Origin of the sequence: Catenulispora sp. EB89 (genome assembly GCF_041261445.1) — a bacterium.
Taxonomy (GTDB): Bacteria; Actinomycetota; Actinomycetes; order Streptomycetales; family Catenulisporaceae; genus Catenulispora.
In genome coordinates, this window is record NZ_JBGCCU010000006.1 from 183,046 (window position 1) to 206,348 (window position 23,303).

Sequence of the window (23,303 nt, forward strand, 5' to 3'; positions counted from 1 at the left end):
CGCCACCCGAGACCAGTTGTCTCAAATAGCGAGGTTCCTGTATCAGATTCCTGCTATACAGCGGCCATCGTCGACTCCGGACCCTCATCGCGATGTTTGATCGGCCGGCCCTGTGGGGCATCCATCGAGGTTCGTTGCCCCCGAGTTCGCCTACCAGTGTTGACGTTGCCGCGATGCGCCCGGTGGTCAGGTTTGTCGGGGCGGCGGATCCGTCGGGTGCCGGGTACCAGGCGCCCGGCCTTGAGGACGAGCGCAGCGGTGTCTTCGGCGGCTTTGCGTGCCACCTCCGGCAGGACGCTGACATAGGTGTCGGCGGTGGTGACGATGGAGGAGTGGCCGAGCTGGTCTTGTACCACCTTCAGATCCGCTCCGGCCTGTAGCGCCAGCGACGCCGCGCCGTGTCGGAGGTCGTGGAGCCGCACCGGTGGCAGACCGGACGCGTCGAGAAGCTTCAGGAAGACCCTGGTGAGCCGGTCCGGTGTCAGCGGCGTGCCGGTCGTGGTGGTGAACACGTACCCTGACGGCTCCACTCCGAGCTGCTGATACTCGGCCTGCTGCCGCACTCGATGCCGACGTAGCACCGCCACGGTGGTGCGGTCCAGCGCCACCACCCGCCGAGACGTCGGGGTCTTGGTGGGACACTGCACCACCCGGCCGCCGACGTTCTGCACCTGATGCGTCACGAACATGGTGGCCGAGTCCAAGTCCAGGTCGCACCACCGCAACCCAGCAGCCTCACCGCGACGCAGCCCGCGCAATGCGATCAGATGGAACACCGCATACAGCCGATGCTCCCGGATCCCGGCCAGGAACGCGGCGGTCTGCCCCGCCGTCCACACCGCCACCGTCGGCCGCTCCCCCGTGGCCTGCCACACCGCGATCCGATCCGGTGTCCACACCACCGCCAGCGGACGGCGGATCCTCGGCAGCCGCATCGCTTTCGCCGGGTTCGCGTCGATCAGCTGCTCCCTCAACGCGGCGTTTAGCGCGGTGCGTAGCGTCGCGTGGATCCGCTGCACGGTGGCATCGGTGACCGGACGGCCCCACACCGCAGAATGCCGCCTCACCCCGGCTAGCATCGTCTCCACCTGTCTCGGGCTCAGCGCAGCCAGCGGAACCGCACCCAGATACGGGATCAGGTGGTTGGTGCAGATCGCCTGGTAGGAACGCAGCGTCGAGGGCCGCACGGTGATTCGTGTGTCCAGCCAGGTGTTGAGCCACTCCCGCACCAGGACACCGGCCGATGCCGCAGAGGCAGGGCCGAGCAGTTCCTCCAACGCCTCACAAGCTGCCGCCTTGGAGGCGAACCCACCACGGCGCACCCGACGCCGGCCCGCGGCGCCAGCAGGCAGCTCCACCGCCACGTACCAGGAACCGTGCCCCCGCTCACCAAGCCGCGGACACCGCAAGCCCCACTTCGTCGACGAGCCCGGTATGCGACAGCCACACCGTTTGAATACAGAACCCTGCGATACCGAAGACATGGCGAGGATCACCGACCTTTCCCGAGCGAATGTCGGCGCGGCGATCGCCGCGCCAGAACAGCGATCCCCGGCCAGACCCCGCAACTGTCGTCTGGGACCCGAACCTCACCCTGCCCCGGTGGCCGATTGCTCCGAACAGCCCACAATCGCGCCCAGCATCAGCGAAATCGCTCGCAGTAACGTCGATTTCAACTCTGCATCAAGTACTTGACGGATGGGCCCATGCAGAGCGTCCATGGATGCCGCACCGAATGATCCATCGGATTTCGCCCGCGGGCGATCCGATGCCTTGACGTCAACTGCTAACGATTCACTTCTCGGCCTGCACGTCCCGCGCAGGCCAGACCACGCCTAACTCATTCGCTACTGACAAGGGGGGCCTGCATGGCCAACAATCCGATCTTCAAGAAGTGCGGCTGCCGTGGCCCGGTCACCGACCCCGACGGGCACCCGGTGCTCGGAGCCGATGGGAAGCCGCGGATGCGTCGGCTGGGCTCAGGCTGCCCCCAGCTGCGGCGGACGAATGGGCGCTGGAACTCCAACCACGGCAGCTGGCACTTCCAGATGGAAGTGGCCACCGCACCGGATGCGCCGCGCGCGCATCTGACCCAGGGCGGTATCGCCACCTTCGACAAGGCCCAGGAAGCCGTGGAACGGATCCGAGCGCTGGTCGCCGTCGCCGACGAGCTGGACGACGTGCCCGGCGCCGCCGACAAGCTGCGGGCAGACATCGTGGAGCGGATCCGGGTGGCGTTGAAGGCGAAGATGCCGCTTCCGGAGGTGGAGGAGATCCGCAAGGCCGCACGGCTCGGTCAGCCGGTGATGAACAAGCTCACCGTCGGGGAGTGGCTGACCGAGTGGATCGGCGCCAAGAACAGCCTGTCGCGCGGCACCGTGGTCAGCTACCAGACCCACATCGACAACTACCTCATCCCCCACCTCGGAGACATCCCGTTGGACCGGCTTCGAGTCGCGCACGTGCATGCCATGTTCACCGCGATCGCTAGCGAGGCCGAAGCGATCCCAGCCGCGAACACCGCCCGCCGCGAAGTCGAGAACCAGATCAAGGCCGCCCGGAAACGAGGCGATCGGGCGGTGGTACGGGAGTTGAAGACAAAGCTGGCATCCATGCCGCCGTTCCGAAGACCAGCAAACGCCGCAACCCGGCAACGGATCCGCGCGACACTACGCTCGGGACTGTCCGCCGCCTGCACCCAGCAGCTGATCACCGTGAACGTCGCCGCCCTGGCCGACCTGGAGCCAGGGAAGCGACCGAAAGCCCTGGTCTGGACACCGGTCCGGGAAACACGATGGCGCGAGAACGGGCAGATACCGTCACCGGTAATGGTGTGGACCCGAAGCCAAACCGCAGCGTTCCTGCACCGGGCAAAAGGTCACGAGCTCTACGCCCTATTCCACCTGATCGCCTTCACCGGACTGCGGCGGGGCGAGGCCCTCGGCCAGCGCTGGATCGACCTCGACTCGTCTGCAAAGACCATGAGCGTGGTGCAGCAGGTCACCGAGGTCGACGGCGTAATCCACACCAGCACTCCGAAATCCGATGCAGGCGAGCGGGACGTCGCCTTGGACGACACCACCGTCGCCGCGATCAAGGCCTGGCGCCGGCACCAAGCCGAACTACGGCTTGCCGCTGGGACAGGCTGGAAGGACACCGGGCTCGTCTTCACCACCGCCGACGGCGGCGAACTCACGCCGTCATGGGTGAGCGACCAGTTCCGGCTACTGATCACCGAAGCCGACCTGCCACCGATCCGACTTCACGACCTCCGACACGGCGCCGCGACCCTGGCACTCGCGGCTGGCATCGACGTCAAAGTAGTCTCCGAGATGCTCGGGCACTCCACCACAACGATCACCCGCGACACCTACACCAGCGTCTTCGACGAGTTGAAGCACGCCGCCGCCAACGCCATCGCCCAAGCCATCAACACCGCCACATGACTTAAACGCCGACGGGCACGAACGAGAAACCGGCCGCAGGGACGTATCGTCCCTGCGGCCGGTTTTCGTGTTCCACGGCATCTTCGCCGATCCATCGGCTGATCGAGGCCCAGGTGAGCGGCCTGATCAATACCCGACGACGGCGCTTCCGAGCCCACTTTGAGCCCACCCTGGACCATCCCTGGACCATTCACCTGACGGTCCGTCAAGATGTCCAGACCAGTCGAGTAGCGAATCTACAAAACACCAGGTCAACGACATAGTCGAAACGACTCGATCTGTGCCCCCGGCAGGATTCGAACCTGCGACCATCGGATTAGAAGTCCGGTGCTCTATCCACTGAGCTACGAGGGCCTGGCGGCGACGCGGGCTCATCTTAGCGGGTCGGGGGTGGGTTCCAGCTTGACGTTTCCGGGTGGTGTGCGGCCCCGCTTGGTGGCGGGGCCGGTGGGTGGTCAGGCTTCGGGGGTGAGGATGGTGTGCAGGTCGCGGCGGGCGGCGGCGAGGATCGCTCGGGCCTGGTCGCGGTGGGTGGGGTCGGGGGTGTTCACGGCCGACTGGTAGGCGTTGGTGAGTTTGCGGAGGGCGCGGTCGGCGCCGTTCAGCGCTTCTTGGGTGGCGCGGAGGTTGGTGCGGCGGGTGCGCTGCTCGGGGGTGAGGTCGCGGGAGTCGCGGGCGGCTCGGCGTGCTTCGTGGCGGGCGGCGCGGTGCTGGGCGTGGGACTCGGCGTGGTGCTGGTCGCGGTGGGTGGACCGGCGCTCCTCGCGGTACGCGCGGGCTTCGGCGCGGCGCTGGTCACGGCGGGCGGCGTGGCGCTCCTCGTGGTGGGGGGCGCGGTGCTCGGCGTGGTGGTGGTGGTGGCAGTGGGCGCTGGGGTCGGGGGTGGTGCGGGGGTCGAGGTCGGGGCGGCGGGTGCCGCGGGGGGTGGAGTCGCGGTCGGCGAAGTCGGGACCGGTGAAGTCGCTGCGGAAGCGGCGGGACGGGCCGAAGTCATCGCGGGTGCGGCGGGGAGAACCGTACTCACCGCGGGAGCGGTGGCCGGGGCCGAAGTCGGGGCCGGCGAAATCGCTGCGGGAGCGGCGGGACGGGCCGAAGTCACCGCCGGTGCGGCGAAGAGAGCCGAACTCACTGCGGGAGCGGCGGCCAGGGCCGAAGTCGCGGTCGGCGGAGTCGCCGCGAGAGCGACGAGAAGGGCCGAAGTGACCGCGGGAGCGGTGGCCGGGGGCGAAGTCGGGGTCGGCGAAGTCGGGGCGGGCGAAGGCTTCGGGGCTGGGGCCGCGGCGGGCGGAGCCGAACTCGCGCGGGTCGAACCCGCGGCGGTCGAAGTTGCGGTCGCGGGAGTCGCGGCGGTCACGGCCACGTCGGTCGGAGCCGCGGCGGCCGGAATCGCGCTCGCTGGAGCCGCGCTCACGGGGGCCGCGCTCGCCGAAGTCGCGCGGGCCGAAGTGGCCACGGCGCTCCGGGCCGCACTCCATGTGGGAGTCGCGCGGGGCGAACTCCGGGCGGGGGGCCGCGGTGAGGGCGCGCGGGGCGCGGGGGTGGCGGCGGGGGGTGGGCTCGTTCGGGGAGCCGGGGTTGGGGGTTCTGGTGGGGGTGTTCATGGTGTCCTCTTTCGGGGGTGACGATCGTCTCCGATCTGTCTTTGGCTTGTGTGCGACAGTCTTTGGTTGCTGTCGATACGTTAACGATATATCGCTAACTTGCGGAGCGCAAGTCTGGGGTGGCTTGTGTTCTGATGGTGCTGGTGGGGCGGGTGGTGGGGTCTTTGGGGACTTGGCGAGGAGTGGTTGGTTGTGGGGTTGGGTGCGGGGCTGGGCGGTGGGCCGGATGTCCTCTTGATCGGCGGACGCTCCGGGGTCGGCAAGACGACTGCGGGGTGGGAGGTGTCGGCCCAGCTCAGGGTCGCTGGCGTGGGGCATGCGCTGGTTGAGGGGGACAACCTGGACCAGATCTTTCCGGCGCCGGCGGGTGATCCGGATCGGAGTGCGATCACCGAGGCGAATCTGGCGGCGATGTGGCGTAACTACGCCGCGTTGGGGTGCCGGAGGCTCATATATACGAACACCGTGTCCGTCCTTGAGCCCGACCTCATCGACCGCGCGGTGGGTGGAGGGGCGCGCATCACGTCCGTGCTCCTGACTGCGGATGATGACACGGCGCGGCGGCGGCTCGGGCGGCGCGAGGTCGGGAGTCAGTTGGAGGCGCACGTTCTGCGGAGCGGCACGATGGCCGCGTATCTGGAGGCTGTCGCGCCGGCGGGGGTTCAGCGGGTCAAGACCGATGGGCGGGCGGCGGTGGACGTCGCGCGGGACATCATCGATCTGGCCGGGTGGGTGGAGCAGGCGGCCAGCGCCGGGGACTGCGGGTGATCCTGGTATCCTGGGGTCACCGCGAAGGGGAGTAGCTCCAACGCCGGGACGTCGACATACTGGCCCGCCTGGGCCCGGCCCCCGGGATGCCCGCGAGGGTGTTGAGCAAGACCTTCGGCCCGCAGCGACAGCTGCCGCGCCGAAGCCTCCCCGAAATCGGGCCTCGGATGCGGCCCGACTTGAAGGACTCACCTCGCGTGGATTTGATCATCATCCTGACCGTGTTCGGGATCGTCTTCCTGGCCGAGTTGCCGGACAAGACCGCTCTTGCCTCCCTGGTGCTCGGGACCCGCTATCGCCCTTCGCAGGTTTTCGTCGGCACGGCCGCGGCGTTCCTGGTGCACGTCGTGCTCGCCATCGCCGCCGGGAGCCTGCTGACGCTGCTGCCCGGACGGGTGCTGCACGCCGTGGTCGGCGCGTTGTTCCTGATGGGCGCCATCCTGCTGTTGCGGGGACGCCATGGGGAGGAGGAAGAAGAGGAGCACCTGGAGCTGCGCGGGGACAAGCCCGCGACGTTCCGGCGGGTCGCCGGCATGAGCTTCGGCGTGATCCTGGTCGCCGAGTTCGGGGACCTGACGCAGATCGTCACCGCCAACCTCGCCGCCAAGTACCACGACCCGATCTCGGTCGGCATCGGAGCCACGCTCGGACTGTGGGCGGTGGCCGGACTGGCGATCGTCGGCGGGCGCGGGCTGCTGAAGGTGGTGCCGATCACGGTGATCACGCGGATCGCGGCGGCGATTATGGGAGTGCTGGCGGCTATCAGCCTGGTCGACGCGATCCGAGGCTGAGGCGAAGCAAGTCGAGGTAAAGCGAGGCGAGGCGAGGCGAGGCGAGGCAAGGCGAGGCGAGGCGAGGTAAGGTAAGGCAAAGCAGGGCAGGGCAATCAAAGCACTTATGTACGTGGGTCAGCCGGTGGCTTGGATTTCAGGCCGCTGCCGCACAGGGGCGCTACCGCTAGAGGTAGGTCGTGCTTGTTGTCGCGACCGTCGGCATCGTCGGCGGTGAGGCCGGCGCTGATCGCGGCCCAGCACGCGGCGCCGGTCGGCTCCACGTAAAGGCCGGCGCGGGCCAAGGTGGCGTGGGCTGAGCTGACCTGGTCGTCGGTAACCGTAGTGATGGTGCCGCCGGTACTGCGTACCGCTTCGAGGATCTGCGCGCCGCGAGCCGGGCGGGCGATGGCGATGCCTTCGGCGACGGTGGGTTCGGGCGTGATCGTCGCGGGCTCGTTCTGGCCGTTCCGGAAGGCGGCGGCCAGGGGTGCGCAGGGGGCGGCCTGGACGGCGACGATGCGCGGCAAGTGGTCGATCAGGCCGGCGGCGAGCAATTCGCGCGCGCCGAGGTAGGCGCCGAGGACGAGCGTGCCGTTGCCGAGCGGGAGGACCAGGGTCTCCGGGAGGCGTCCGCCGAGTTGTTCCCAGAGCTCGAAGACGTAGGTCTTGGTGCCGTGGAAGAAGAAGGGGTTGTGGACGTGGCTGGCGTAGAGGGTGCCGGGGGTGTCGGCGGCCTCGGCGGCTGCGTCGGCGGTGTCCTCGCGGGAACCGGGGACCTGGTGGACGGTGGCGCCGTAGGCCCGGAGTTGCGCGACCTTGCCGGGTGACGTCGTGGCCGGGACGTAGACCTCGCAGGCGATGCCGGCCCGGGCGGCGTACGCGGCGACGGCCGTGCCGGCGTTGCCGCTGCTGTCGGCGACCATGCGATCGACGGCCAGACCGCTCGCGAGCGAGGCGAGGAGAACGGCGCCGCGGTCCTTGAACGAGCCGGTGGGCATCAGGTAGTCGACCTTGAGCCGCACGTCCGGTCGGCCGGGCGCGGTGACCAGCGGCGTCATGCCCTCGCCGAGGGTGATGGCGGCGGGCTCGGCGAGCGGGAGGGCTTCGGCGTAGCGCCAGAGGGTGGCCGGGCGGCGGGCCAGGTCGGCCGCGGTCGGGAACGCGGGGGTGAAGCCGGCCAGGTGGAGGATGCCGTGGCACTTGGCGCAGCGCCAGGCGAGGGAAGGCAGGGGGTGGTGGGTGTCGCAGGCGGCGCAGTGGAGGGTGAGGTTCGGGCTCCACGACCGGTCCGAACGCACTGCCAGACCGGGAGCTGGCGGCAGGTCCGAAATCGGTGCCTTCGGTTCGGCCACTGTCGCCTCCGGGTCAGGGATGTGATCGCTGCCCGTCAATATCCCATGATCGGCGAGCGAACGCCGCCATGGGCCAGAAACCGCAGGTCAGGAGCGCAGGCAAGGGCGCAGGCCAGGAGCGCCGGTCAGCAGCCGCGCAGCAGCGAGGACTCGTGCCGCCGCAGCAGCCGCAGCACCAGGGCGAGGCAGGCCGCACCGAGGACGACGAGCATCCCGATGTCCGCGCTCCATTGCAGGACGGAGTGCTGCCAGAGCGGGTCGGTGGTGGTGCGGCCTTGGGGCGGGCCCATGATGGTCGGCAGGTTGATGGTCGCGGCCTCGGCGGCGACCGCCCAGCGGGAGGGGGACAGCCAGGCCAGTTGTTCCAGGGCCGGGCTGTGGAAGAGGGGGAACAGGGAGCCGCAGAAGACGACTTCGACGATCGTGATCAGGACCAGGAGGGGCATGGTCTTCTCGGTGGTGCGGACGACCGCGGAGACGACCAAGCCGAGGAGCATCGAGGTGACGCCGAGCAGGACGGCCGCCAGCATCAGTTCGGGGACCGCGGTGCCGGAGATGAGCAGGCCGTGGGCCGGCAGGCGGCGGGGCAGCAGGCAGACCGCCGACAGGACGATGGTCTGGGTCGCGGTGATCACGCCCAGAACGATCGCTTTGGACATCACGTACGCCGAGCGCGATAGCCCTGCGGCACGTTCTCGGTCGTAGACGCCGCGTTCCTTGATCAGCTCGCGGACCGCGTTGGCGGCGCCGGTCAGGCAGGCGCCGACGGCCAGGACCAGGAGCACGGTCGGGGCGTCGGTGTTCTTGTCGCCGCCGGAGGCCGCGGCCAGGCCGGAGGAGGCCGGGATGGCCAGGCTCAGGACGCCCATGATCATCGGGAGGGCGGCGAGGAGCATCAGGTGGCCGCGGTCGGCGGAGATCACCGCGAGATAGCGGCGGATGAGGGTGCGGAGCTGTGAGCCCCAGCTCTGGGAGGCGCGGGGCGAGGAGTAGCAGGAGGACGGGGCGACGGCAGCCTTGGCCGGCGCGGCGGCGGAGGAGTCGGGAGCTGCGGCGGAGGGCGCCGGAGTCGCAGTCGGGGTCGCAGTCAGGGTCGCAGTCGGGGCGGCGCCGGTCGCGGTGATGGTCGACGCAGCGTCAGAATCCCGGGACTCTCCGGGACCAAAGTCCTCGCTCGAAGACCGCGGTGAAGGAAGCGTCGTCGCGCCAGGCGACTCCGCGCAGTACGTGAGGTGGTACTCGGACGAGCGATACGCCCCGGCCCAGTCGTACCCGCGCCGGCACGAGAACGCGAGGAACACGTCCGCCCACGTCTCGCACTCGAAGAACGCCAGCGCCTCCTGCGGCGGCCCGTAGTACGCCACTCCCCCGCCGGGCGCCATCACCAGCAGCAGGTCGCAGGCCTGGAGCTCGGCGACCGAGTGCGTGACCACGAGCACCGTGCGGCCCTCGTCGGTCAGGCAGCGCAGCATGCGCATGACGTCGCGGTCCATGCCCGGGTCCAGGCCGGAGGTCGGCTCGTCGAGGAACAGGACCGAGGGCTTGGTCAGCAGCTCCAGCGCCACGGACACCCGCTTGCGCTGGCCGCCGGACAGGGTGGCGACCTTGTTGCCCTCGAACTCGGTCAGGCGCAGGTCGGTCAGGACCTCGTCGATGCGGCGCTCGCGCTGCTCGGCGGTGGTGCCCTGGGGGAAGCGGAGGGCGGCGGCGTAGCGGAGCGCGGCCTTCACCGTGAGCTGGGCGTGCAGGACGTCGTCCTGCGGGACCAGGCCTATTCGGTGGCGGAGCACGGAGTACTCGGCGCACAGTTCGTGGCCGGCGTAGCGGACCGAGCCGGAGTCGGCGGGACGGGAGCCGGTCAGCGCGCGCAGCAGGGTCGACTTGCCGGAGCCGGAGGGGCCGATGACGGCGACCAGGGCCTGCTCGGGGACGTCGAAGCCGACGTCGTCGAGCAGGGTCTTCACCACGCCGCGGTGCTTGACGGTGACGGTCAGGCCGCGGGTGGACAGGGCGGCGGGAGTGCCCGGGGCGACAGGAGCGATCGGGGGGCGCACCGCAACCGGTGCGGGTGTGGGAGCCGGCGCCGCGGCCACCGGAACCGCCGTGGCGGTCTCCGTAGCCGCGGCCATCGACGCCGCCAAGGCCACCCCGGCGGGCAGCGCCATCGTCGTCCCGACCTCCACCGCTACCTCCGTAGCGGTCAGGGTCAGCGCCGGAACGGGGGTCACGGCCGTGCTGGTGGTCCTTGCCGCCTCGGGGCGGTCTTCGAGCTCAACCTGCATCTTCCCTGCCTTGCCGGATCGGCTGTCGCCTTCGCTGTCCGACATAGGTGGACTGCGCGTGGATTCCCAGTGTGTAGCACATGGACGCCGTTTCACGCATCGATCTTGTGATTCTTACTCTTTTGCAAGTCCTCGGCCGCAATCTGGGCCTCTGCGTAGTTGCGCTGACACTTTCCGCAGCCGTGCAAAGAGGTTTACGCGCCCCCGGTTCGCCCGAACAGGCCAACCCGAGCAGAATCCCGCCGGCCTCGGGCACAGAGTTCTGACCAGGCACGACACCCGAATCACGGTGATCGCACCAGCCCCGCCGGGCACGCGCGGCGAGCCGTTCGCGACCACCCTGGTGCGGTGGGAGTCACACAAGTTGTTTCCCGCGCCGCGATGGTAGGCGAGTGTTAGGAGTCCCTATGCGGACGACCGCCAAGTCTTCGTCGTCGTCTTCGGCACCTCGGCGGCGGAGCGCCGGCCCGGTGTTGGAGCGGGTATTGGGTCCGGAGGACTTGGCGGGGTTGGACTCCGTCGAGCTCGCCGCGCTGGCCGAGGAGATCCGCGGCTTCTTAATTGAGAAGGTGTGCGCGGTCGGCGGTCACCTCGGGGTGAACCTCGGCGTGGTGGAGCTCACCATCGCGCTGCACCGGGCGTTCCGCTCGCCGCACGACGTGCTGCTGTTCGACACGGGGCACCAGAGCTACGTCCACAAGATCCTCACCGGCCGCGCGCCCGGATTCGACACCCTGCGCCGGCGCGGCGGCCTGTCCGGCTACCCCTCGCGGACCGAGTCGGCGCACGACTGGATCGAGAACTCGCACGCCTCGACCGCGCTGAGCTACGCCGACGGCATCGCCAAGGCGTTCCAGCTGCGCGGCGAGCTGGCCGACGGCTCCGGTGACCCGGCCCGGCGGCACGTCGTGCCGGTGATCGGCGACGGCGCGATGACCGGCGGGCTGGCCTGGGAGGGGCTGAACAACCTGGCCGGGGCGAGTGACCGGCCGGTGGTGATCGTGCTGAACGACAACGGCCGCGCCTACGCGCCGACGGTCGGCGGCATCGCGACCCACCTGGGCGGCCTGCGCGCGGAGCAGGGAGAGCACGGAGAGCGCCGAGACCGCGGAGAGCACCGAGACCACGACGAGGCCGCAGAGCACGCAGAACACGCAGAACACCGCGCCCGGCACCTGTTCGGCGACCTCGGCCTGGCCTACGTCGGCCCGGTCGACGGCCACGACATCACCGCCACCGAGCAGGCGCTGCGCGAGGCGGCGGCGCTCGGCCGGCCGTCGCTGGTGCACGTGATCACGACCAAGGGCCGCGGCTTCGCCCCCGCGGAGTGCGACGAGGCGGACCGCATGCACGCGGTCGGCGTCGTGGACCCGCACACCGGGACGCCGACCAAGGCCCCGAAGAAGAGCTGGACCGAGGTGTTCGGCGAGCAGATGGGCGCGATCGGAGCCGAGCGGCCCGACGTCGTGTGCGTCAGCGCGGCGATGGTGCTGCCGGTCGGCCTCGGCGAGTTCGCCGGCCGGTTCCCGGAGCGGATCTTCGACGTCGGCATCGCCGAGCAGCATGCGGTGTGCTCCTCGGCAGGGCTGGCCGCCGCCGGGCTGCACCCGGTGGTGTGCGTGTACTCGACGTTCCTGAACCGGGCCTTCGACCAGGTGGTCATGGACGTGGCCCTGCACAAGGCGGGCGTCACGTTCGTCCTGGACCGGGCCGGGGTCACCGGGCCGGACGGGGCCTCGCACCACGGGATGTGGGACAGCGCGATCCTCGGCGTGGTCCCGGGCCTGCGGCTGGCGGCGCCCCGCGACCCGGCGCGGCTGGCGGAACTGCTGCGGGAGGCGGTGGCCGTCGACGACGCGCCGACCGTGGTCCGCTTCCCGAAGGCCGAAGCGGGGCCGGATATCGAGGCGCACGCTCGGATGAACGGCGTCGACATCCTGTACCGCGCGGCGGGACGGCCGTTGGACGTGCTGATCGTCGCGGCCGGCGTGACCGCGCGAACCTGCCTGGCCGCCGCCGAGGAACTGGACCGGCTGGGCATCGGGGCGACGGTGGTCGACCCGCGGTGGATCCTGCCGATCAACCCGCATCTGGCACATCTGGCCGACCGGCACCGGCTGGTGGTGACCGTCGAGGACAGTGTGCGCAGCGGCGGGATGGGGACGGCGTTGGCGCAGGCGTGCGCGGACGCGGAGTCGACGACGCCGGTCCGGGTGATGGGACTCCCGCAGGAGTTCCTGGCGGCCGGCGGGCGCGAGGAGATTCTGGAGAGCGCGGGGATGGCGGTGCGGGACATCGTCGCGACGGTGGTCGACGGGCTGCGGGCCGGGCCTCGGGTCGGGCCTCGGATCAGCGTGCCGGACAGCCTGGAGCTGATGGAGATCCCTGAGATTCCACGGGTTCCACAGATTCCCCAGGTTCCGCGCGGTTGACGCCGCTCCGGCCGCCGCTTTTCCGATGTGGAGAACGAGGAGAACACTGTGAACGCCATCGACCTCGGACTGCCTGCCTTCCCGAGCGCGGGAACCCGCGAGCGACGAAGGATCAGTCGGCAGCTCGACGTCGGCGGCGTGCCGGTGGGCGGCGGCGCGCCGGTGTCCGTGCAGTCGATGACCACGACGCTCACCGCCGACGTGAACGCCACGCTGCAGCAGATCGCGCAGCTGACGGCGGCCGGCTGCCAGATCGTGCGGGTCGCGGTGCCGTCGCAGGACGACGCCGACGCGCTGCCGGCGATCGCGAAGAAGTCGCAGATCCCTGTCATCGCCGACATCCACTTCCAGCCGAAGTACGTGTTCGCGGCGATCGACGCCGGCTGCGCGGCGGTCCGCGTGAATCCGGGCAATATCAAGGCTTTCGACGACAAGGTCGGCGAGATCGCGCGCGCCGCCGAGGATGCCGGGATCCCGATTCGGATCGGAGTGAACGCCGGATCCCTGGACAAGCGCCTCTATGAGAAGTACGGCAAGGCGACGCCCGAGGCGCTGGTCGAATCAGCACTCTGGGAATGCTCGCTGTTCGAGGAGCACGGGTTCCGGGACATCAAGATCTCGGTGAAGCACCACGATCCGTTGGTGATGGTGGCCGCGTACCGGTTGTTGTCGGAGCAGTGCGACTACCCGCTGCACCTCGGCGTCACCGAGGCCGGGCCGCTGATGCAGGGGACGGTGAAGTCGGCGGTGGCGTTCGGGATCCTGCTGTCGGAGGGGATCGGGGACACGATCCGGGTGTCGCTGTCCGCGCCGCCGGTCGAAGAGGTCAAGGTCGGTATCAGCATTCTGGAATCGCTGGGGTTGCGGCGGCGGCATCTGGAGATCGTGTCGTGTCCGTCGTGCGGGCGCGCGCAGGTGGACGTGTACAAGCTGGCCGAGCGGGTGCAGGCGGCGTTCGAGGGGTTCCCGCATCCGATGCGGGTCGCGGTGATGGGGTGCGTGGTGAACGGGCCCGGGGAGGCGCGCGAGGCGGACATCGGGGTGTCGTCGGGCAACGGCAAGGGCCAGATCTTCGTGCGCGGCGAGGTGGTGCGGACGGTGCCCGAGGGGCAGATCGTCGAGGCGCTGGTGGAGGAGGCGCTGGCGCTGTCCGAGGGGTCATGAGCGGGGGGCACGCGCACCGGGGGGTCGCGCTCGTGACCGGTTCGTCGTCGGGCATCGGCGCGGTGACGGCTGCGGCGTTGGCCGAGCGCGGCTACCGCGTGGTGGTGCACGGCCGCGATGAGCAGGCGACGGCTGCGGTGGCGATGGCGGTCGACGGCGTGCCGGTGTGCGCGGACCTGGCACGCGAGGGCGAGGCCGAACGACTCGCGGAGCGGGCTCTGCAGGTCGGGGCGGGGCGGGTCGAGGTGCTGGTGAACAACGCGGGGTTCGGGTGGGAGGGAAGCTTCGGGGCGATGCCGGCGGGGACGGCGGAGCGGCTGCTGGCGGTGAATCTGGCGGCGCCGATCGCGTTGACGCGTGCGCTGCTGCCGGGGATGCGGGAGCGGGACGCCGGGCGGCTGGTGTTCGTCAGCTCGATCGCGGGGCGGGTCGGCGTGGGGGGCGAGGCGGTGTACGCGGCGAGCAAGGCGGGGCTCGGCTGTTTCGCGGACAGCTTGCGTGCGGAATTGCGCGGCACGCGGGTCGACGTCGGGGTGGTCGTGGCGGGGGTGATCGCGACGCCGTTCTTCGAGCGGCGCGGGGCGCCCTACGCGCGGCGGTGGCCGAAGCCGATTCCCGTGGAGACGGCGGCTGATGCGGTCGTGCGGTGCGTGGAGCGGGGGGCGGCGGAGGTGTTCGTGCCACGGTGGTTGCGGGTGCCGGTGGCGGTGCAGGGCGTGGCGCCGGGGGTCTATCGGTGGTTGGAAGGCCGGTTCGGGCAGGGGTGAGCAATGCCCCGCCCGAACCGGTTCGCGCGCCTGCAGGACACTCAGATCCAGGTGGGGAGCGAAGCTTCCTGATAGCGCGCGCCGAACCCGCCGTGCGGCAGGATCTCGTCGACGGCGGCGAGGTCGGCCTCGGACAGGACGACGTCCGCGGCGCCGATGTTCTCCTCCATCCGCGCGCGGCTGCGGGTACCGGGGATCGGCACGATGTGCTCGCCGCGCGTCAGCAGCCAGGCCAGGGCGAGTTGCGCCACGGTGCTGCCCTTGCCCGCGGCGAGCCGGGTGAGCCGGTCGACGGCCTCGACGTTCTTCTCGAAGTTGCCGGGCTGCCAGCGCGGGTCGATGTTGCGGATGTCGGTCTCGTCGTACTGGTCGGCGGGCTTGGCGGCGCCGGTGATGAAGCCGCGGCCGAGCGGGGAGTAGGCGACGAAGCCGATGCCGAGTTCGTCCAGGGTCGGGAAGAGCTGCTCGGCGTCCCGCTCGAACAGGGAGTACTCGGTCTGCAGGACGGAGACCGGCTGCACGGCGTGCGCCCTGCGGATCGTCTCGGGTCCGGCCTCGCTCAGGCCGAAGTACTTGACCTTGCCGGCGTCGATGAGTTCCTTGACGGTGCCGGCGACGTCCTCGATCGGCACGCCGGGGTCGACGCGGTGCTGGTAGAGGACGTCGATGTGGTCGGTGCCGAGGTGGCGCAGGCTCGCGTCGGCGACCCGGCGGATGTTGTCGGGCCGGCTGTTCAGGCCGATCGGGGTGCCCGGCGCGGGCCGGGTCGAGAGGTCGAAGCCGAACTTGGTGGCCAGGACCACCTCGTCGCGGAAGCCCTTGACCGCCGCGCCGACCAGGATCTCGTTGGACCCGGTGCCGTAGCCGTAGAGCTCGGCGGTGTCGAAGAAGGTGACGCCCAGGTCGTGGGCGCGCTGGAGGGCGGCGACGCCTTCCGGCTCGTCGCCCGGGCCGTAGGCCATGGTCAGGCCCATCGCGCCGTAGCCGAGCTCGGAGACCGCCAGTCCCTGGGTACCGAGTGTCCGCTGTCGCATACCGTGCTCCTTAGTCCAAACCAAACGGTTCGGTTTGGACTCTATCCGGAACCCGGCCGCCGGCCAAACCGAACGGTTCGGCCCGGCTAGACTTGGCGGATGCCCCCTCAGGCCGGCGCACAGACTGGCGCACAGACCGGCGCAGACGCCACCGACCCCGGCGGCGACTCCACCCGCGACCGCATCGTCGCGGCGGCCACGGCCGAGTTCGCGCAGCACGGGATCGCCGGCGCCCGCATCGAACGGATCGCGAAGGCGGCGAAGACGAGCAAGGAACGCGTCTACGCGCACTTCCGGAGCAAGGAAGCGCTCTACCGGTACGTCGCCGACCGGGAACTGGCCGCGGTGGCCGAGGCGGCCCGCATGGACCCGGCCGACCTGCCCGAGTACGCCGGACGGATCCACGACTACTTCGTCCGACACCCCGACCGGCACCGGCTGATGGACTGGGGCCGGCTGGAGTTCCCCGGAACCCCCGATCTGGACAGCCCCATGCACAAGACCATCCGGTTCAAGGTGGAGCAGCTGCGCCGGGCCCAGGAGGCCGGGCAGCTGGATCCCGCCTGGGAGCCCCTCGACATCCTGATCTTCGTGCACCAGATCGCCACCGCCTGGGCCGGGCAGCTCGGCCTCGCTTCGGCGGAGGCCGGGCTGGTGCGCGAACCTTCGCCGGCGGCCCGGCGCGCGGCGATCATCGCCGCGGTGCAGCGCATGTTCCCGGCCGCCGAGGTCTAGTTCCGGCAGTGCGGTGCGTGTCCGCCGCCACCGGGGCCTGGCATCCTGCGGTGCAATGCGGTGCGGTGCGGCGCGTGCTCGCCGCCGCCGACACCCGGCATTTCACACGGCGCGCCGCAGCTCCCGGCCGCCGCGCCTAACCCTCCCGCAGCGCCCGCACCGACTCGCGCAGTGAGCCGAGCGTGGCGAACACGGCGGTCGGCTCGTACCCGCAGTGCGCCATGCAGTTCGCGCAGCGCGGGTCGTTGCCGCGGCCGTAGCTGTCCCAGTCGGTCTCCTCCAGCAGCTCCTTGTACGTCGCCGCGTAGCCGTCCGACATCAGGTAGCAGGGCTTCTGCCAGCCGTACAGCGAGTAGCTCGGGATGGCCCAGGCCGTGCAGGGGAAGTCGGTCTTGCCCTCCAGGAAGTCCAGGAACAGCGGGCTGTGGTTCAGGCGCCAGCGCTGGCGGTTGCCGTCGGCGAACGCCTTGCGGAACAGCTCGCGGGTCTGCTTCACCGGCAGGAAGTGCTCCTGGTCCGGGGCCTTCTCGTAGGCGTAGCCGGGGCTGATCATCATCTGGTCGACGCGCAGGTCGTCGTTCAGGTAGTCCAGGATGTCGATCACGTCCTGGGGCGAGTCCGTGTCGAAGATGGTCGTGTTCGTCGTCACGCGGAAGCCGCGGCGGCGCAGTTCGCGGACGGCGGCCACGGCCTCGTCGAAGACGCCTTCCTTGCAGACCGACTCGTCGTGCCGTTCGCGCAGGCCGTCCAGGTGGACCACCCACGTGAAGTAGCGCGAGGGCTTGAAGCGGTCCAGCTTCTTCGGGATCAGGAGCGCGTTCGTGCACAGGAACACGTAGCGCTTCATCTTCACCAGTTCGTCGACGAGTTCGCCGATCTGCGGGTGCATCAGCGGCTCGCCGCCGGCGATGGAGACCATCGGCGCCCCGCATTCGCGCATCGCGGCGAGCGCCTGCTCGATCGGCATGCGCTTCTTCAGCTCCGCCGCGGGGTGCTGGATCTTGCCGCAGCCGGCGCAGGCCAGGTTGCAGGCGAACAGCGGTTCCAGCTCCACCAGGAGGGGGAACTTCTCGCGGCGGCGCAGTTTGTTGCCCAGGATGTAGCTTCCGATGCGGACGCTCTGGCGGACCGGCATTCCCATGTTCCGCGCCTCCTTGCTGGTTGTGCGGATGTTCTTCTCAGACGTGTTCGAGAGCTGTGGCCCAGTGCCGCAGCACGGTGCCGATGGCTTGGAGTCTTTTGCGGGCGATCAGGCCCGCGCGGAGGGTCGAGGGACGGACCAGTGGGTGGTCCGGAGTGTCGACCACGACCCGGATGACGGCGAAGGGCCGGCCGCGGGCGGTCGCGACGAGGGGGAACGACTCCATGTCCACCGTGGTCACGCCCTGTCCGGCCAGCCGGGTCAGGTCCTCGGAGTTCGCGACGTGGTCGACGGTGGCGATCGGGCCGGTGACGACCGCGGGCGTCTTCCGCCCGGCGGTGATCAGAGCGTGCGCGGTGTGCGGCTCCGGCGCCTCGTCGAGTTCGGGCTCCAGTATCAGGTGCTGTTCCAGCGCGAACGCGATCGAGTCCGCCCACGGGCACTCGATCACCCGCTCCCCGCGCCGCACCTCGTCGGCGACGACCACGTCCCCCGGCTTCAGGCAGCCGTCGGTGGCGCCGCCGAACCCCGCGACGGCCAGCACGTCGAAGGCCGGGTCCCGCTGCGCGAACTCCTCGGCGCGCCGGATGCCCATGCCGACGCGCTCGACCCGCAGGCCGTCGGTCTTCAGGGCCCGGGCTTCGATGCCGAGTGCCGCGCAGACAAGGAGATCAGTCATGACAGGGCCTTCACATAGCGGCCCAGCGCGCTGATCGGGAACACCAGCCGGTACAGGTGGTAGTTCAGGTAGAAGTCGCCGGGGAAGCCGGTGCCGGTGAAGTGGTCCTCGTCCCAGGTCCCGTCCGCGCGCTGCGTGCGAGTCAGGAACCGGACTCCGGCCTCGACCGCCATCCCTCGCTCCTCCCCCGCCGCCAGCAACGCCAGCAGCGCCCACGCGGTCTGCGACGCGGTCGACACCCCGCGCCCGACCCACCGCTTGTCGCGGTAGGAACGCAGGTCCTCGCCCCAGCCGCCGTCGTCGTTCTGGTGCTCCTCCAGCCAGCGGACGGCCCGGCGGATCATCTCGTCCTCCGGATCGACGCCAGCTGCGACCAGTGCCGGGACCACGGCGCCGGTGCCGTAGACGTGGTTGGCGCCCCAGCGCCCGAACCACGACCCGTCGCTCTCCTGCTCCCTGACCAGCCAGTCCAGCGCGCGCCGCGAGGCGGTCGAGCCGCCGCGTCCCAGCGCCGCGTACGCTTCCAGCGTGTGCGCGGTGACGTCGGCGGTCGGCGGGTCGATGACCGCGCCGAAGTCGCAGAACGGCAGCTTGAGCGCCAGGGTGCGGGTGTTGTCGGCGTCGAAGGCGCCGTAGCCGCCGTCCTTGCAGGCCATGCCCTCCAGCCATTCGACGCCCCGGCGGATCGCGGGGGCCGCGTCCGGGTGCGCGACGCGGTTCAGCGCGAGCAGCACCTCGGCGGTGTCATCGGTGTCGGGGTAGCCGTCGTTGTCGAACTCGAAGGCCCAGCCGCCGGGGGCGACCTTGGGGCGCCGCACCGACCAGTCGCCGGGGTTGGTGATCTCCTCGCCGAGCACCCAGTCGGCGGCCTTGACCAGGGCCGGGTGGTCCTCGGGCAGGTCGGCGTCGCGCAGCGCGGTCATCGCCAGGACGGTGTCCCACACCGGGGACTGGCACGCCTCCAGGCGGCGTCCGCGCTCGTCGCGGATGATGAACCCGTTCAGGCCCTCGATGCCCTTGCGCATCACCGGGTGGTCGACGCCGTAGCCGAGCAGGTTCAGCGCCATCAGCGAGTACACCCACGGCGGCTGGATCCCGCCCCAGGACCCGTCGGCCTCCTGCCGCGCGATGATCCACTCGGCGGAACGGCGCAGGGCGGCGTCGCGGACGGAGCGCAGCGGGCGCCGTTCGTAGACGTGCAGCGCGCGGTCCAGCGTGGTGAAGAAGCCGCGCTTGGCCGGGGTGCGGCGGCCGGTCCGCAGCTCGCTGAGGTCGAAGCCGAGCTCGCGCACCGGACGCAGGGCGTTGACGATGGTCAGCGGCACCACGGTCTGCCGGGCCCAGCAGGCCCAGTCGTAGACGTTCAGCGGGAACCATTTCGGCAGGTAGATGAGCTCCGGCGGCATGACCGGCAGGTCCGACCACGGCCATTCGCCGAACAGCGCCAGCCAGATCCGGGTGAAGACCCGGCTGGCCTCGATGCCGCCGGACTCCAGGATGAAAGTGCGTGCGGCGGCCATGTGCGCGGCATCCTGCGGATCGCCGGCCATCCGCAGCGCGGCGTAGGCCTCGATGGTCGTCGACAGGTCGGCCGGGCCGTCGAAGAAGTTGGCCCAGGTGCCGTCGGCGCGCTGCTGGGAGCGGATCCAGGCGGCGGCCTCGGCGGTCTCCTCGGCGGTGCGGATCCCGAGGAACTGGCGCAACAGCAGGTCCTCGGCGTCCATCGTGACGTTCGTCTCGAGTTCGCCCTTCCACCAGCCGGCGGCGTTCTGCAGGCCGAGCAGGTGGTCGGCGGCGGCCTTGAGCGTCGCGGCGGCCTCGGAGGCTCCGGGGGAACCGGAGGAGTCGGAGGACCCGCTCGCGCTCACGGCCTTGTCGATGACGTCTGTCACAGGTATCCCTACCTAGTTGTCCCGATGGGTGACGAAGCGCGCGACGGCGAGGAACTCGTCCCGCACGTCGTCGGGGATGTCGGCGGTGGCCAGCCGGTCCTGGGCGGCGGCGATCCGGGCGTCGGCGGCGTTCTCGGCCCAGGCCCGGCCTCCGGCCTCCTCGATCAGCGAAGCCGCCTCGACCAGCTGCGGCTCGGTGAGCGGTTCGGACTGCGTGTACAGCAGCGCCAGCCGCCCGGCGGCCGGGGTGCCGGACCCGAGGGCCGCGGTCACCGGCAGCGACTTCTTGCGCGAGCGCAGGTCGTTCAGCACCGGCTTGCCGGTCACCTCCGGCTCGCCCCAGATGCCGAGCAGGTCGTCGACGAGCTGGAAGGCCAGGCCCAGGTCCTCGCCGAACCCGGACAGCGCCAGCGCCAGCCGGTTCGGGGCCTCGGCCAGCACCGCGCCGATCGAGCAGGAGCAGGCGAACAGCGCCGCGGTCTTGTCCATCGACATCACGGTGCACTCGTCGAGGGTGACGTCGGTCCGGGTCTCGAAGCCCAGGTCGAGGGCCTGGCCGGCGATCAGCTTGCGGGTGGTGGCGGCTATGTGGCGGGCGGCGCGGTGCGCGCCGGCGGTGCCGCGGTCCAGCAGCACCTCCTCGGCCAGCGCCAGCAGCGCGTCGCCGGCCAGGATCGCGGCCGGGACGCCGAAGACGGTCCAGGCGGCCGGGCGGTGCCGGCGCATGCGGTCGTTGTCCATGACGTCGTCGTGCAGCAGCGAGAAGGCGTGCACGAACTCGACCGCGACCGCGGCCGGCACCACGCGCGCCATGTCGGCGCCGGCGGCGCGGCCGGACAGCAGCGCCATCGCCGGTCGCAGGGCCTTGCCGCCGGTCGGGCCCTGCGGCGCCGAGCCGTCGGCCTCGACCCACCCGAAGTGGTAGGCGGCGACCCGGCGCATCCGGGGGTCCAGCCGTTCGACGGCGGCGCGCATCGCCGCCTCCACCATTTCGCGGCCGGCGGTCACGGCGTGCGGGACGACTGTCATCGGTCGGTGCCTTTCTGCAGGTGGCGACGGCACAGGGCGGCGGCCGTCAGCCCGCTGCGCACCGCGCCCTCCATGGTGTCGGGCCAGCCCGTGGCGGTCCACGCGCCGGCGAGGAAAAGCCCTGGTACGCCGGTCGCGGCCGGCGGGCGCAGGGCCGCGGAGCCCGGGGCCTGGCGGAACGTCGCGTGCCGCTCCCGGGTGACGAAGAACTCGGTGACCTCCGCGCGCCGGGTGCGCGGCAGCACCTCGGCGAGCGCCGGCAGGAACGTCTCGCGGATCTGCGCGACCGGCGCGTCGATCCACTGCCCGGCGGCCGAGACGACGCTGCTGACGTACTGGCCGTGGGTTTGGCCGAGTCCGGCGGCGGCGGTGCGGTCGAAGACCCACTGCACCGGCGAGTCGACGACCGCGGCGAAGGAGGTGTCCATCACCGGCCGGTCGTAGAGCACGTGCACGTCGACGATCGGCGAGGACGCCAGCCCGGCCCAGCGCTCCCGGTCCGGGCACGCGGCCTGCGGCACCAGCGCGGCGGCGGCCGGGTGCGGCACCGCGACGATCACCGCCTCGGCGTCCACCGGGAAGCCGTCGACGACCAGCCGGGTCCCGGAGACGACCTGCTCGACCTTGGTCTTCAGGTGCACGCCGCGCAGCTTCTTCTCGGCGGCGCGGCCGTGCAGCTCCCCGAGGGGGATGCGGGGGACGCCGATGTCGGCGGCGGTGGAGCTGCCGAGCAGCGCGGTCTGGATCACCATCGCCGACAGCCCGAGCGAGGCCTCGTCGACACCGCAGTTCAGGGCGGCGGTGACGAACAGCTCCCACAGGTAGCGGCGGGTGCGGTCGTCCTGGCCGTGCTGGTCGAGCCAGTCGCCGAGGCTGATCGCGTCCAGGGCCGGGTCGGCGGGGTCCAGTTTGCCCATCGCCAGCGAGGCCGAGGCGGCGCGCAGCCGCTCGGCCGGGGTGAGCAGGGAGTACTTGGCCAGGGCCGGGAGCAGGTGCAGAGGGCCGGGCAGACCGGTGCGGCGCAGCCGGGCCGCGGGCCGCTCGTCCGGGGTCAGGACCCGCAGATCGAAGCGGTCCTGGATGTCGATGCCGTCGCCGGTGCCGAGGCGGTCGAGCAGGCCCCGGTAGGCGGTGAAGGCGCGCAGCATGACGTGCTGGCCGTTGTCGACCGTCAGGTCCGGGCCGCCGTCGGAGCCGGCCCGCTGGAAGGAGTGCGTGGCGCCGCCGAGGCGCGGGCGCGCCTCGTACAGCTCCACGTCGATCCCGGCTTCCTGCAGGGCGACGGCCGCCGAGATCCCGGCCAGGCCGCCGCCGACGATCGCGACGCTCACGGGGTGACCCCCGCCAGCGCGCGGGCCGCGACGACACCCTTCTCCCAGGCCGGGAGCGACATCCGGGAGTTCAGGGCGCTGATCGGCTGCTCGGCGATGCGGATGAGCAGGCGCCGGTAGATGCCGGCCATCGCGGCCGTGCAGGCGGCGCTGCGGCGGTCCAGCAGCGGCAGCAGCTTCAGGCCGGCGTCGTACCAGCCGCGGGCGGCCGCGGCCTGGTCGCGGACCAGGGCGGCGAGGTCGGTGTCGGCGTCGACGAAGCGGCCGTGCTCGTCGATCTTGAGCGTGCAGCCGTGCCGGACCAGTTCGTCGGCCGGCAGGTAGACGCGGCCCATCAGGCCGTCCTCGCGCACGTCGCGCAGGATGTTGGTGAGCTGGAGCGCGACGCCGAGGGAGTCGGCGTAGCCGGAGGCCTCCTCCTGGCGCGCGGGGTCGACGCCGTAGACGCCGAGCGAGAGCCGGCCGATGGAGCCGGCGACGCAGCGGCAGTAGAACGTCAGCTCGTCGGGGGTGGCGTAGTCGGTGCCGCGGACGTCGGCCTCGCAGCCGTCGATGAGCTCGTCGAAGGCGGCCAGCGGGATCGGGTGCTGCTGCGCGGCGTCGGCCAGCGCCACCAGCACCGGGTCCTCGGGGCGCTCGGTGAGGTGGTGCAGGTCGTCGCGGGCCACCGCCAGCCGCGCCAGGCGCTCGCCGCGGGTCTCCGAGCCGTCGCCGATGTCGTCGACGCGCCGGGCGAAGGCGTAGACCGCGGACAGGGCCTGGCGTTTGGTGGTGGGCAGCAGGCGGATCCCGTAGGCGAAGTTCCGGGCCCGGGCGCGGACCACCCGTTCGCAGTATTCGTAGGCCTCCTGCGGCCCGGCATTCAACGGGGTCACTC

Annotated in this window: 18 protein-coding genes and 1 tRNA gene; 7 read left to right on the forward strand and 12 right to left on the reverse strand. The window is 71.1% G+C overall.

What is annotated here, in order from left to right; translation table 11 throughout:
• Positions 1-53 precede the first annotated feature (53 nt).
• Positions 54-1,496 carry a tyrosine-type recombinase/integrase gene (locus ABH920_RS15280; RefSeq protein WP_370349628.1) on the reverse strand — a complete coding sequence of 481 codons (1,443 nt, stop codon included), beginning with the start codon at positions 1,494-1,496 and terminating at the stop codon, positions 54-56.
• A 552-nt stretch (positions 1,497-2,048) separates the two neighbouring features.
• Between ABH920_RS15280 and ABH920_RS15285 the strand changes: the two genes are divergently transcribed.
• The gene (locus ABH920_RS15285; RefSeq protein WP_370349629.1) at positions 2,049-3,446 is read left to right on the forward strand and encodes a tyrosine-type recombinase/integrase; all 1,398 of its coding nucleotides are present in this window, start codon (positions 2,049-2,051) and stop codon (positions 3,444-3,446) included.
• A 281-nt stretch (positions 3,447-3,727) separates the two neighbouring features.
• Here ABH920_RS15285 and ABH920_RS15290 read toward each other — a convergent pair.
• Both ABH920_RS15290 and ABH920_RS15295 read right to left on the reverse strand, forming a co-directional pair.
• A tRNA-Arg gene (locus tag ABH920_RS15290) sits at positions 3,728-3,800 on the reverse strand.
• A gap of 101 nt (positions 3,801-3,901) precedes the next feature.
• Complete coding sequence (locus ABH920_RS15295; RefSeq protein ID WP_370349630.1) at positions 3,902-5,047, reverse strand: hypothetical protein; 1,146 nt, start codon at positions 5,045-5,047, stop codon at positions 3,902-3,904.
• 282 nt (positions 5,048-5,329) lie between these two features.
• Between ABH920_RS15295 and ABH920_RS15300 the strand changes: the two genes are divergently transcribed.
• Positions 5,330-5,815: a hypothetical protein gene (locus ABH920_RS15300; RefSeq protein WP_370349631.1), complete on the forward strand. Its 486-nt coding sequence runs from the start codon at positions 5,330-5,332 to the stop codon at positions 5,813-5,815.
• A gap of 167 nt (positions 5,816-5,982) precedes the next feature.
• Positions 5,983-6,606: a TMEM165/GDT1 family protein gene (locus ABH920_RS15305; RefSeq protein ID WP_370349632.1), complete on the forward strand. Its 624-nt coding sequence runs from the start codon at positions 5,983-5,985 to the stop codon at positions 6,604-6,606.
• 104 nt (positions 6,607-6,710) lie between these two features.
• Here ABH920_RS15305 and ABH920_RS15310 read toward each other — a convergent pair whose 3' ends face one another.
• Both ABH920_RS15310 and ABH920_RS15315 read right to left on the reverse strand, forming a co-directional pair.
• Positions 6,711-7,886: a pyridoxal-phosphate dependent enzyme gene (locus ABH920_RS15310; protein ID WP_370349884.1), complete on the reverse strand. Its 1,176-nt coding sequence runs from the start codon at positions 7,884-7,886 to the stop codon at positions 6,711-6,713.
• Positions 7,887-8,065: 179 nt separating this feature from the next.
• The gene (locus ABH920_RS15315; RefSeq protein ID WP_370349633.1) at positions 8,066-10,222 is read right to left on the reverse strand and encodes an ABC transporter ATP-binding protein/permease; all 2,157 of its coding nucleotides are present in this window, start codon (positions 10,220-10,222) and stop codon (positions 8,066-8,068) included.
• A gap of 470 nt (positions 10,223-10,692) precedes the next feature.
• Between ABH920_RS15315 and dxs the strand changes: the two genes are divergently transcribed.
• From dxs to ABH920_RS15330, 3 genes are read left to right on the forward strand one after another with little or no spacing between them, the layout of a single operon-like run.
• Positions 10,693-12,654 carry a 1-deoxy-D-xylulose-5-phosphate synthase gene (gene dxs, locus ABH920_RS15320; protein ID WP_370349885.1) on the forward strand — a complete coding sequence of 654 codons (1,962 nt, stop codon included), beginning with the start codon at positions 10,693-10,695 and terminating at the stop codon, positions 12,652-12,654.
• A 48-nt stretch (positions 12,655-12,702) separates the two neighbouring features.
• Positions 12,703-13,818 (forward strand): flavodoxin-dependent (E)-4-hydroxy-3-methylbut-2-enyl-diphosphate synthase, encoded by a 1,116-nt coding sequence (ispG, locus tag ABH920_RS15325; protein ID WP_370349634.1) that lies wholly within the window; start codon positions 12,703-12,705, stop codon positions 13,816-13,818.
• Positions 13,815-14,585 carry an SDR family NAD(P)-dependent oxidoreductase gene (locus ABH920_RS15330; RefSeq protein ID WP_370349635.1) on the forward strand — a complete coding sequence of 257 codons (771 nt, stop codon included), beginning with the start codon at positions 13,815-13,817 and terminating at the stop codon, positions 14,583-14,585. The genes ispG and ABH920_RS15330 overlap by 4 nt, the downstream gene beginning before the upstream one ends.
• A 41-nt stretch (positions 14,586-14,626) precedes the next feature.
• Here the strand turns inward: ABH920_RS15330 and ABH920_RS15335 are convergent, their stop codons facing one another.
• Positions 14,627-15,619 carry an aldo/keto reductase gene (locus tag ABH920_RS15335; protein WP_370349636.1) on the reverse strand — a complete coding sequence of 331 codons (993 nt, stop codon included), beginning with the start codon at positions 15,617-15,619 and terminating at the stop codon, positions 14,627-14,629.
• Positions 15,620-15,718: 99 nt separating this feature from the next.
• Here ABH920_RS15335 and ABH920_RS15340 point away from each other — a divergent pair, with 99 nt between their 5' ends.
• Positions 15,719-16,354, forward strand: a complete 636-nt coding sequence (locus tag ABH920_RS15340) for a TetR family transcriptional regulator (RefSeq protein WP_370349637.1) — start codon at positions 15,719-15,721, stop codon at positions 16,352-16,354.
• A 136-nt stretch (positions 16,355-16,490) separates the two neighbouring features.
• On the opposite strand, the gene hpnH is transcribed toward ABH920_RS15340, so the two are convergent.
• The 6 genes from hpnH to hpnD are packed head-to-tail and all read right to left on the reverse strand — an operon-like array spanning position 16,491 to position 23,301.
• Positions 16,491-17,495: an adenosyl-hopene transferase HpnH gene (gene hpnH, locus ABH920_RS15345; RefSeq protein ID WP_370349638.1), complete on the reverse strand. Its 1,005-nt coding sequence runs from the start codon at positions 17,493-17,495 to the stop codon at positions 16,491-16,493.
• A gap of 37 nt (positions 17,496-17,532) precedes the next feature.
• Positions 17,533-18,174 carry a hypothetical protein gene (locus tag ABH920_RS15350; protein WP_370349639.1) on the reverse strand — a complete coding sequence of 214 codons (642 nt, stop codon included), beginning with the start codon at positions 18,172-18,174 and terminating at the stop codon, positions 17,533-17,535.
• Positions 18,171-20,066 carry a squalene--hopene cyclase gene (gene shc / locus ABH920_RS15355; RefSeq protein WP_370349640.1) on the reverse strand — a complete coding sequence of 632 codons (1,896 nt, stop codon included), beginning with the start codon at positions 20,064-20,066 and terminating at the stop codon, positions 18,171-18,173. The genes ABH920_RS15350 and shc overlap by 4 nt, the downstream gene beginning before the upstream one ends.
• Before the next feature lie 12 nt (positions 20,067-20,078).
• The gene (locus ABH920_RS15360) at positions 20,079-21,095 is read right to left on the reverse strand and encodes a polyprenyl synthetase family protein (protein WP_370349641.1); all 1,017 of its coding nucleotides are present in this window, start codon (positions 21,093-21,095) and stop codon (positions 20,079-20,081) included.
• On the reverse strand, positions 21,092-22,426 hold the full coding sequence (gene hpnE, locus ABH920_RS15365; protein WP_370349642.1) for a hydroxysqualene dehydroxylase HpnE: 1,335 nt from the start codon (positions 22,424-22,426) through the stop codon (positions 21,092-21,094). The genes ABH920_RS15360 and hpnE overlap by 4 nt, the downstream gene beginning before the upstream one ends.
• Positions 22,423-23,301, reverse strand: coding sequence for a presqualene diphosphate synthase HpnD (gene hpnD / locus ABH920_RS15370; RefSeq protein WP_370349886.1), 879 nt, complete (start codon positions 23,299-23,301; stop codon positions 22,423-22,425). Before hpnD ends, hpnE begins: the two co-directional genes overlap by 4 nt.
• Positions 23,302-23,303: the final 2 nt, after the last annotated feature.